Genomic DNA, 11,637 nt, shown 5'->3' with positions numbered 1-11,637 from the left:
AATTACAATTTCATATCAAAATACAATCACTATGTTTAAAATTTTACTTTCTTTATTTTTATTTTTTTCAATTTCTTCTTTTTGTCAGAAATCTTACAACGGAATTATTACTTACGAATCCAAAAAAAATTCTGACGATTTTAAAAAACTGGCATTAAGTGATCCAAAAATGGATCCAACAATGAGAAAATTTATTGAGGATAAAATGAATAAAATGTTTAACAAAACTTTTATACTTCAATTTGATAATTATAATTCCGTTTATAAAGAAGATACTAAATTAGATTTAAATTCTAATGAATCAAACCAAAGCTGGTCACCAGACGGAATAGAAGTTGCCTATTTTAAAAATCTTAAAACAAAAACATACATAGTACAACAAGATTTAATGGGAAAAGATTTTTATGTTAAAGATTCTTTAGTAAAACTAGATTGGAAACTTGAAAGTGAAACTAAAAAAATTGGTGCTTATTTATGTTATAAAGCAACTGTCCTTTTACCAGTTTCTAAACAAGAACAAATAGATTATGAAATTGAAAAAGCAGAACAGGAAAAAGCATCGACACAATTATTTGAACTAAAAGAACCAAAGCCAAAACTTGTTACAGCTTGGTACACCACAGAAATCCCTATAAATCAAGGTCCAGAAAAATTTTGGGGTTTACCTGGATTAATATTAGAATTGAGTGATGATAAAACTGTAATTTTATGTTCTAAAGTGGTTTTAAATTCTAAAGAAAACTCAACTACCAAACTTCCAAAAAAAGCCAAAATAATTACAAAAACTCAATTTGCTAAACTAATAGAAAAGAAAAATAAAGAATTAGAAAATGTAGATTTTACTAAACAATAATCTTAGATTTAATTTTTAACAAATCATTAGTAACAAAACCCATTTTCAATCGTCATATTTGCTATTGATATTTAAAAATTATAATCTGATGAAAAAAATATATTTGATTTTCGCTTTTGTATTTGCATTTTTAAACACCTTCGCACAAAAAGATTTTCAAGGCATGGCAGTTTACGAATCTAAAACTAGCACTGTCGAATTTTCTAAACGTTTTGAGGGAAACAAAGACATTACGCCAGAAATGCGCACTATGATTGAAGAACGAATGAAAAAATTGTTTGAAAAAACTTTTATTTTAAATTTTGATAAATCGGCATCAATATATAAAGAAGAAGAAAAACTTGATCCAACAGCTCAAAGTGGTGGCGGAATGCGAATGATGATGAGCTCTATGACTGGTGGTGGTGGCACTTTTTACAAAAATGTAAAAGAAAAAAATTACACAGTAAATAAAGAATTTATGGGAAAAGAATTTCTTGTAAAAGATTCGTTACCAAGTTTAAAATGGAAAATGGAAAGTGAAACAAGAGTTATTGGCGGATATACTTGTTACAAAGCAACAGCAATTAAAGAAGCAAGTAAATCTGATTTTAGAAATTTACGTCCTAAAGATGACGATAAAAAACCAGCAACTGATACCAAAATTGAAGATAAAGATAAGAAAACTAACTTTATGGAAGGTATGGATATGCCTAAAGAAATTACAATTACTGCTTGGTACACACCAGAAATTCCTGTAAATCAAGGTCCAGAAACGTATTGGGGTTTGCCAGGATTAATTCTAGAAGTAAACGATGGTAAAACCATAATTTTATGTTCTAAAGTGGTTATGAATACCAAAGAAAAGGCAGAAATAAAACCTCCAACCAACGGAAAAGAAATATCTCAAAAAGACTATGACGAAACTGTTGTTAAAAAAGTAAAAGAAATGCAAGAAATGAATCAAGGTCAAGGTGGAAATGGTGGAATGCGTTTTGGTAGATAATTAAATATTAAAAAAATATAAAATAAGAATCTCAAGCAATTGTAGATTCTTATTTTTTTACAGAAATACTTACAACAATGAATAAATTTACTCTCCTATTTTTACTACTCACAACATTTTCTTTTTCACAAAACATTCGCTTTGAAGGAATAATTCTTGAAGCAGGAAAAGCTCCTTTAGAAATGGCTAATGTAATGGCTGTAAACCAAGCTACCAAAGGAATGGATGCGTATGCAATTACTAACGATAAAGGAAAATTTCAACTAAATTTAAAAGCCAATTCAACTTATACAATTAAGTTAAGTTACATCGGAATGAGTAATAAAGAAATTACAATTACTACAACAAACGAAAATATCACTCAAAACATTACAATGGAAGCTGGCGGAATTGAGCTTGATGGAGTAGAAATTGTTAGAGAAATGCCAGTTTCAATAAAAGGTGATACAATAGTTTATAATGCCGATAGTTTTAAAACAGGAACTGAACGTAAACTAGAAGATGTCTTAAAAAAACTACCAGGAGTTCAAGTAAATGCCGATGGAGAAATTGAGGTAGAAGGAAAAAAAGTGTCAAAATTAATGGTAGAAGGAAAAGATTTTTTTGATGGTGATACAAAACTTGGGGTTAAAAATATTCCTGCAGATGCAATCGATAAAATACAAGTTCTAAGAAATTATAACGAAGTTGGAGCACTCAAAGGTTTAGAAAATAACGAAGAAAGTGTGGCAATGAATATCAAATTAAAATCTGGGAAAAAGAATTTTTGGTTTGGAGACATGACCGCCGGAATTGGAGTAGGTCATACCGATTCTAGATATATTATAAATCCTAAATTATTTTATTACAGCCCAAAATACAGCTTAAATTTAATTACCAATTTCAATAATATTGGCGAATTACCATTAACAATTCAAGACTATTTTAAATTCACTGGCGGTTTTAAAAGCATGATGAAAAAAGGAGGAAGCAACTTTAATGTTTCTAATAATGATTTAGGAATTTCATTGCTTAGAAATAATCGTGCTAAGGATATTGAAACCCAATTTGGAGCCACAAACTTCGCTTACAACGTAAATAAAAAATGGAGTATAACAGGTTTCGGCATACTTTCTGGATCTAAAACTGAGCTTGAAACAACCTCTAAATCTAGAATTCTACAAAGTGGTGTTCAGCAAAATACAGACGAAGTTTCATTACAGCAAAACAACCTAGGATTGTTTAAATTGAGTTCTACTTATAAACCCAATTCTAAATTACAATTTGATTACGATGTGCTAACAAAAATTTCTAATCAAGATGAAAACACAAATTTAAATCGTGATATAATTACAAATTTTGGCACAAATTCAGAATCAATTTTTACAGAAAAAAAGCAAAATCCACTTTCTGTAAATCAAAACGTAAGTTTATATTATACACAATCAGAAAAAAATGTTTTTGCTCTAGAAATGCAACATTTATATCAAGACGAAGATCCGTTTTATAATGCCAATTTACAATCACAACCTTTTAATTTAATAGGATATCAAACTGGTCAAAACAGAAATATTCTGACCCAAAACCGATTTATAAAAACCAATAAACTAGATTCTAAACTAGATTATTATTATATGGTTACGCCCAAAAGCAATATCAACATAACACTTGGAAACACCTTTTCATATCAAAACTTTAATTCTTCAATTTTTCAAACATTAGACAATTCCAATCAAAATAATCTTTCAGATTTGAGTAACACAAATAAGGTAAATTACAGTTTTAACGATGTGTTTTTAGGATTACATTACAAGTTTTTATATAAAAAATTCACGTTTACACCAGGTGTAACTTTTCATAATTACGCATTGAATAATAGTCAGTTGGGTTCTAGTTTTAAGCAAAATTTCACTAGAATTCTGCCAGATTTTTATGTTTTATATCAAATGAAAAAAGCAGAAACACTAACTTATAATTTTACTTACACCAACGATTTTACCGATATAAATCAACTAGCACAAGGCACTATTTTTTCAAGTTTTACAAGTTTATTTAGAGGAAATCCTAACTTAGAAAACGCTACATTCGCAAACCATTCTTTAAAATACATTAAATATAACATGTTTAACTTTGAGAATATTTTTGCTGTAATTAATTATTCTCGTCGCATTGATGCTATAAAAACTAATGCCAATTTTGCCGATTTTAATCAAACTTCAACACCTTTCAATTCTAATTTTGTAGACGAAATTTTATCAGGAATAAGTAATTATGGTCGTTCGTTTTTAAAGAATTACAAAGCAAATGCTGGCATCACTTTAAACTGGAATAAATTCAACAATATTCAAAACACTTTGCTAAATACATCAAAAAGTTTTTCTCAGAGTTATTCGATTAAAGCATCTACCAATTATAAAAATATGCCCAATTTAGAGCTTGGTTTCAACTATATTATTAACGAATACAACAATAATAATGTAGTTTCTAAATTCTTTACTCAAAGACCATTTGCACGATTGGATTATTATTTTTTAAAGAGTTTTTCGTTTGAAAGTGAATACGAATTTTATCACTATTACAGTAAAGATAAAACGGTCGATAACGAGTATGATTTTCTATCGGCAAGCTTAATTTATCAAAAAAAAGATGCCAAATGGGAATATAAAATTAGCGCAACCAACTTGCTAAATACAACATCTTTAAACGACGATAGTTTTAATCAATTTTTTACAAGAACTTCACAATATGTTGTGCAACCTCGATATATTATACTTTCTTTAAAATATAATTTGTAAATAATTTTAACTTATTGTAAGGTAATTGAAAAAGAAAATTTATAATCCATTACAAATTTTCTTTGTCGCTGACGCATTACTAATTAATGTATTATAGTTTGCCCATACGGTATTATAATACCAAGAATTAGCACTACTCGGTGGATTATCAAGATTATACATCAATATATCTGTTGCTATTTCTACCTGAAAAGCAAAAGCTTCATCACAATGTATTTTTTTTACTGAGTAAGTTTGTAAATTAATATTTTGATTTAAAATTATTTCTTTTTTGAATATAAGATCTGATGCAAATGAATTATATGCAAGTAAACCAACTAGTAAAATAAAATATTTTTTCATGTTTTTAAATTTAGATTAATTATGTAAAGTTATTAAAAAATATGTACAATTTACACTTATTTAAAATTTTAATAAATTATTACTGATAGTTAAATTCGGAAAATTTCAATTTAAAAAAGTGTTAATAATAAAATTCTTTTAGCAACGTTATGTATTATGTAATTTACTACATTTATATACTAAATAAATCCAATTTTAAAATGAAAAAACTACTTTATTTCATTACATTTTTTGTGTTTTCTGTATCCTTTTCTCAAGAAAAAACAATTCCATCAGGAGAATATAAAACACTAAAATCTGAAACAGAATCTGTAAATATTATTTTATTAGATAATAAACGCTACTCGGTTTCTGTTTTGTCAGGTGTGTATGAACAAAAAAATAATTCTATTTATTTTAAATCGGATCAAGATAATGAACCAGTTTTTAAATTAGAATTTGGTTTTGACAAACCCAATTCTAAAAAAATACTTTTAAAATTTGATGGTTTATTTCTTAATTATGGAGACGATAAATATATTGGAGTTCAAGAAACTGCATCATCAGAAATAATCTACAAAACTGCACAAGAATTTTCCAATTTTAATGCAATGGATTACAACGAAGAAATTAACTATGAAAAAGAAATTGATCATTGTTATGCCTTATATTTTGTAAAAGAATCGTATTATTCAGAAAGTATAATTGAGAAATTTATTTTACCTAAAGATGTTTCTCAAATAACTGTAAGTTACAGCAGGAGTAAAAACAGTTCAATGAATTTAAACGGATATTATGATGAAAAAACCAAAGTATTATCAGTTGGAGCAGGAAGAAAAAACATTTTAAATTTTGCTTTAAAAAACAATGAAGAAGAAAAATCTAAATTTATAAATCCATCAGAGATAAGTTCTGTAAAAAAATTCACCTATGATGGAAAAAAAATAAATGAAGATTATTACAACCAAACAGTAGATTCTGCTGCAACTTATGTCGATTCTGTTGAACCATCAGCACCAGCATATTCTTTTAAATTAAAAATAGAAAAATCAGTAAAAGAAGCATTTAATGCAACAAAAAACAGTAAAGATAAATCTAGATTTTTAGTAATTATAAACGATACCAACAATAAAAATATTGAACAACAATTTAAAGATTTTATAGAATCTTATCAAGAAAATCTTGGCTATTCTATGTATGAAGGTTATGATCCACAATACGATCATTTTGATTTTTATTTGGCAAATGCTAAAGACAAAGCTGAGTTAAAAAAATTCGGAATTACAGACAATCCATCAATTACTTATTTCAATACTGATGGAGTAAAATTATACCATAGTAAAAGCCAAATTACAGATGATTCTTTTTCTTATTACAATACCAATACTATAAATACAGAGTTAAAAGTTTTAGATGCCAATGCCAAGTTTGATGCAGTATTTTCTATTAAAAAAAATACCTTTCAAGAAACATTGAACGTACTTTATGAAATTAGCAAACAAGAAGTTCCTTATAATTATGATTCAGAAGAAACTCCACCTACAATAATTGATATACAAAAATTTGTTCCGCCAGTTGTAGTAAAAGAGCAAATAAAAGAAGTTCTAGTAGTTGAAGAAGTAAAATCGGTAGAGATTGTTCAAGATTATGCAGTAGATTCAACCGCAGTTATAGATTCAGCTTACGATTATGATTATAGTATGTTGAAAATAAAAGAAAATAAATATAAGTTTAAAACTAAAGAAAATGTAGTTAATGAAAAATGGATAAAACTTTTAGAAACTTTTAATAAAGACAAAAATGTAAATAAAAAATTAGCCATAACAATTTTAAAAGAGTTGAGTAATAAAGGATTTAATAAAATTTTATATAGTAAAAATCAGGTAATAAATTCTAAAATTAATCAATTAGAAATGGATTATATTTTAAAACATTATGATACAATTTCAAATTTTAACAACACCAACGAAGAGGCAACTTACGATGGCGATTACTATATTACTTATGATTTAAAAAATAATATCTCAAGCTTTTTAAATCAAAGTGTTGCAAAAGAAAATTGTAAGTCTAAAGATGATTTAACCAAAGCTATGGCTAGATTTAAAACATTTGTTGCAACTAGCAAAAATGATTCTTCGGTTGCATCAAGTTATATGAATGCTTTAAAAGAAAATGATTTTCAAACAGAATATTTAACAGCTTACGAAAATTATTACACTACAGTAATTAAAGATAATTCTAATATTATTGAACAACTTGATGCTTCATTTGCAATAAAACAAGAAGAAGAATATAGTGCTAATTGGGTAGAATACAAATATGATTTTGCCAACCAAGCCAATGAAGCTTCTTGGTTTGTGGTAGAAAAAGTAAAAGATGCCAGTTTAATTAAAAAAGCAATTGTGTGGAGCGAAACCAGTTTAAAAATTCAAAAAGACGATCGATATTATTTAGATACTTTAGCACAATTGTATTATAAAGATGGACAAAAAGAAAAAGCCATTATCACTGAGCAAAAAGCCATAGATGTTTTAAGCGATGATGATTATATACAACGAGAAGAATACAAGGTTGTTCTAGAAAAAATGAAAAACGGAACGTATTAAAACTAAAAATCCTGAAATTTTAATTTCAGGATTTTTTTCAATTTAATTTTTAAAATCGGTATTGATTTGATTTTACTTAAAATAATATTTTGTAAATTTTAATCCAAATTTCTAATGATTGTAATTAAAGTTCTCAGAATTTTTATTCTATTTTACTCATTTTTGAATTTAGATTTATAAAAGTAATTTTCAAACATTTAATTTTTGTTTATCCAGCATTAAAAATAGCTTTCACGGTTTGCTCATAATTTTTAATGCTTTTTGACTTTTTAATATTTTTTTGCACCTTATGTGGATTTTCAAAAGTTGTTGAAAAATACTCCCATAGATGATGCATTTTCAGTAAAATATGCGTAGCACCACTTAATGATTGACTGTAACCTTCATACAAAGTATCATGAAAATTACTAAATAATTCCATCTTATTTTTTGGATATTCGGTAGTATTATTTTTAATCATACTTGGTAAAAATGGATCGCTTATTAAACCTCTTCCTATCATCCAGTGATTTATTGTTGGAAAAAGTTTTTGCATTTCTTTAAATTTTTTAACAGTAGTGATGTCGCCATTATAATACAATTTATGTTTGGCAATATCTATACATTTCTGAAATGCTTCAAGATGAACACCTCCTTTATAAAGTTGTTTGCCTATGCGTGCATGGATAGCAATATTTTTGATAGGAAAAGTATCTAAAATGGGTAAGACATCAAGAATTTCGGTATTGATATCATAACCTAGTCTCATTTTCATAGAAACAATTATATTAGATTGAGAATGAACTTTATCAAGAATACTTTTAATTTTTTCGGTATTGCTAATCAATCCTGAACCCATACCGCATTTTGTGACCATTGGATAAGGGCAACCTAAATTCCAGTTTAATTCTTTATAACCAAGTTCTTGAACATATTTTGCAACAAACAAAAATTCATCTGCATCGTTTGTAATTATTTGAGGAATACATTCTAAACTCGAATTGTTTTCGGGTAATAAATCTCTTTCATACGAAGATTTTACTATCAATTTTCCGTTTAAACGAATGTATGGTGAGTAAAAAGTGTCAATTCCACCAAAAAATTTATTTTGTGCATTTCTAAATCTAAAGTCTGTAAAACCTTGTAAAGGTGATGATAATAAAATTGGATTCATTAAATTCATTCTTTATAAACTAATCAAAGAAGTCATTTTCTTCAAATCAGCAATAGTTTGCGTTGGGTTTTCTGCTTTAAATTAATTTATTGTAAATCTTCCAATTGTATATCCTCTAAAATTAATATATGTGCCTTTTGGTAATTTTTTTAAAAATTCTCTATATTTCTTTTTAAAATTAATTTTGTCATTTAATAATTTAAGAATTTTTAATGCTTGTTTTCTGTTTTTTGGTATATGAGGCATTTTATCATATGGTGTTAATACCTCAAAACTATAACTTCTTTTAAGATTTTTCAAATATATTTTAAAATTTGTATAATCTGTATCTAAAAATCGAATACAATTATTTAAATCATTACTGTCTAAAATATTTTTAATTTGTTTTTTCTCAAATTGATTCATTAAATCTTTAACGATTAAATTTTCAATTTCAATTCTTCCAACAAATAACTCACTTGAATCATTTATTTCTTTATATAAAGTAATAGAAAAAAAACCATAATATTCATCATTCAAAGTTTCTAATAATTCAATTGAAAGTTCTGAATTAGCCAAATCAATTTTATAAATTCTTTTATGTACTAAACTATCAAAAACTATTGAATCTTGAACTCTATTTGTTAATTTTTCTTGACAATATATTGAAGTTATACTCAATAAAATAAGGATCAAATAGTTATATTTAAATTTTTTTAAAACTATTCTCATAATATAATTTTCATTGTTAGTTTTTGTGAATTTTAATTATTATTTATTCCTCTATTTTACACTTGCCAAATAAGTAATATTCCATTAAAAAATAAATAAAAAAGTGTTAATAAAATTAACACTTTTTTTAAAAAAACTACTGCTTTGTAAGTATCATATTAATTTTAAACGGAATTGGTATAGGAATATCTTCTCTATTTGTGTAAGTACAATTAGGAGAGTCCCAAAAATCGCTATAAATCGCTACATATTTTAATTGGTTTGTAACATTAGGAATATTTTCAATTATTATATCAAATGTATTGCTACAAATAGTATCTGTAAATAAAAAATCGAATTTACCATTAGTTGGATAACCTAAGCTTATAATTCTATAATCTTCATAATTTAAAGCATTTATTGTTGATGATAAAATAGCACCAGAAGAAATTTCTTTTAATTGATATTTAATCATTAATTCATCTTCATAATAATAATCACCATTTGGAGCTGTTATAGTTTGTTTTGTAAATTTCACAAATTCCAATATTAATTCTTTACCATATTTTTCACCTTTCCATGTTCCAATGTAGGGTTGAAAAACATCATTAAAATCTTTTATGTATGTTCCATTTGGGTGTTCAAACGATAAAGAATTTAGTGGTACTTCAACACCTTCTTGACCACACAAAATTATGGTATGGAGAAATATCATTATTTTTAAAATATTTTTCATAATTTATATTTTAGCATGGATTTTCAAGTAGCTCTCCATTATTATTTAAAGTTTTTCTAGTCCAATTTATTACCGGTAAATTAGGTTGGCCTGGTTCAGGTGAAGTAACTTCACCCTCAAATAAACCAACTTTATTTTCAACTCCAAATTCTTTCATTAACGATAATAGCAATTTTTGTAATTTTTCTTTTCTTAAAGATTTATCTACTGTACTTCCACTAGGATTTGCATTGAAAATTTCTTTTGCTTTTTTTGAATATTTAATATTCATTAAATTTACGTTATCAATTTCTGGATTAAATGTATCATTTTCTAACATTTTAATTGCAAAAATTCCTTCACTGGAAATCATTATCCCATAAGTATCAGTATTATCAACTCCAGCATTATTTGCATTGTTTTGACAAGTTGAAATAAAAGTATTTATATCCGCAGGAGAAATCATTTTTACTGGAATATTATACCTAATTCCTTCTTCCGTTTCATCCTCATTGGTATTATTATGAACGTGCATAAAAGATATTGTACCGTTACTAATAGTAATTTGATGTGTTCCATCATATGCGCTTTTAAATGTATATTTAGGGTTATTATTGATGTCTCTTGTTTCGAAATATGCAGTTTCTCCATTAGCATTAAATCTTGAACTACCATTTAAATCTTTAAATTTTTGTCTAAAGACTGTTTCATTAGATTTATTTGTTAAACTTTCACAAGGAATTTCATTTGCATTTGAACCTTGTGCTGGGCAATTGACACAAGGAACGTTTGGTATAACAACACTGCCATTTCCAGATCCAGTATTACCATTACTATTGTTGTTGCCATCATTCCCAGTTTCGCTAGAATCACTATTATCACTACCGCTTGATCCTTCTCCACTACTTTCTTCGTCAGATTCTACATAATTTACATCAACAGTTCCATTATGGAACCAAATGTGCCAAGGACCAAGAACTATTTTTTTTGAAATTTCTATACCATTTAAATAATTTGCATGTTCAGTTAATATATTATTAATATCAAACAATTCTATTTTTCCTGTAAACAATTCCACAGGATTTAATTTATTATCATCGACAGAATTATACTTTATAATTAAAGGTTTGTACTCAAGGTCTTTTTTAACTATATGTAGATTAGTAAAATATTTATCTTCATTTTCTAAAAAATCTTTTTTAATTATTATACTGTAGCTTTTCTCGCCATTTTCTTTAACATATTCTAAAATACGTTCTAAATCTAAATTAAGATTTAATGTTGGAGCTGCATATTGTAATGTTTTTTTTTCTTTTAAAAACTTGTAATCTTCGTTATAATTTATAATACTTGGGATTAAAAATTGTGCTTCATTAATTGTTAAATAATTAATAGTACCTTTTTTTCATTGTTAGGTTCTAAATCATACAATTCTCTTTCGCAACTACTTATTCCAAATATACTAATAATTGATAACAAATAGAATGCCATTTTAATAAAGTGTTTCATAAGCTAATTGGTTTAGTGGTTAATAGTATAG

The 11,637-nt window shown here is 26.3% G+C and carries 9 protein-coding genes; 4 read left to right on the top strand and 5 right to left on the bottom strand.

Annotated features, from left to right (window positions below; genetic code table 11):
- The first annotated feature begins 31 nt into the window (after positions 1-31).
- The 3 genes from ACH2BC_RS00820 to ACH2BC_RS00810 all read left to right on the top strand — a co-directional run bounded on the left by ACH2BC_RS00820 (position 32) and on the right by ACH2BC_RS00810 (position 4,612).
- The gene (locus ACH2BC_RS00820) at positions 32-853 is read left to right on the top strand and encodes a GLPGLI family protein (RefSeq protein ID WP_395052037.1); all 822 of its coding nucleotides are present in this window, start codon (positions 32-34) and stop codon (positions 851-853) included.
- Positions 854-941: 88 nt separating this feature from the next.
- Positions 942-1,838, top strand: a complete 897-nt coding sequence (locus tag ACH2BC_RS00815; protein WP_395052036.1) for a GLPGLI family protein — start codon at positions 942-944, stop codon at positions 1,836-1,838.
- A gap of 77 nt (positions 1,839-1,915) precedes the next feature.
- On the top strand, positions 1,916-4,612 hold the full coding sequence (locus ACH2BC_RS00810; RefSeq protein ID WP_395052035.1) for a carboxypeptidase-like regulatory domain-containing protein: 2,697 nt from the start codon (positions 1,916-1,918) through the stop codon (positions 4,610-4,612).
- A 39-nt stretch (positions 4,613-4,651) separates the two neighbouring features.
- Here ACH2BC_RS00810 and ACH2BC_RS00805 read toward each other — a convergent pair whose 3' ends face one another.
- Positions 4,652-4,954 carry a hypothetical protein gene (locus tag ACH2BC_RS00805; RefSeq protein WP_395052034.1) on the bottom strand — a complete coding sequence of 101 codons (303 nt, stop codon included), beginning with the start codon at positions 4,952-4,954 and terminating at the stop codon, positions 4,652-4,654.
- Between the two features lie 200 nt (positions 4,955-5,154).
- Here ACH2BC_RS00805 and ACH2BC_RS00800 point away from each other — a divergent pair, with 200 nt between their 5' ends.
- A complete protein-coding gene (locus tag ACH2BC_RS00800; RefSeq protein WP_395052032.1) occupies positions 5,155-7,539 on the top strand; it encodes a hypothetical protein in 2,385 nt (794 codons plus the stop codon).
- A gap of 208 nt (positions 7,540-7,747) precedes the next feature.
- Here the strand turns inward: ACH2BC_RS00800 and ACH2BC_RS00795 are convergent, their stop codons facing one another.
- The 4 genes from ACH2BC_RS00795 to ACH2BC_RS00780 all read right to left on the bottom strand — a co-directional run bounded on the left by ACH2BC_RS00795 (position 7,748) and on the right by ACH2BC_RS00780 (position 11,169).
- Positions 7,748-8,692: a tRNA-dihydrouridine synthase family protein gene (locus ACH2BC_RS00795; RefSeq protein WP_395052030.1), complete on the bottom strand. Its 945-nt coding sequence runs from the start codon at positions 8,690-8,692 to the stop codon at positions 7,748-7,750.
- Positions 8,693-8,773: 81 nt separating this feature from the next.
- Entirely contained in the window at positions 8,774-9,403 is a 630-nt protein-coding gene (locus ACH2BC_RS00790; protein WP_395052029.1) for a hypothetical protein, read from the bottom strand.
- A 136-nt stretch (positions 9,404-9,539) separates the two neighbouring features.
- On the bottom strand, positions 9,540-10,118 hold the full coding sequence (locus ACH2BC_RS00785; RefSeq protein WP_395052028.1) for a hypothetical protein: 579 nt from the start codon (positions 10,116-10,118) through the stop codon (positions 9,540-9,542).
- A 10-nt stretch (positions 10,119-10,128) separates the two neighbouring features.
- Positions 10,129-11,169, bottom strand: a complete 1,041-nt coding sequence (locus ACH2BC_RS00780; RefSeq protein WP_395052026.1) for a hypothetical protein — start codon at positions 11,167-11,169, stop codon at positions 10,129-10,131.
- Positions 11,170-11,637 lie beyond the last annotated feature (468 nt).

The sequence above is a fragment of the Flavobacterium sp. genome, from assembly GCF_043760115.1.
Taxonomy (GTDB): domain Bacteria; phylum Bacteroidota; class Bacteroidia; order Flavobacteriales; family Flavobacteriaceae; genus Flavobacterium.
Note: the sequence above shows the minus strand (reverse complement) of the source record. Positions and strands in the feature narration are given on the sequence as shown.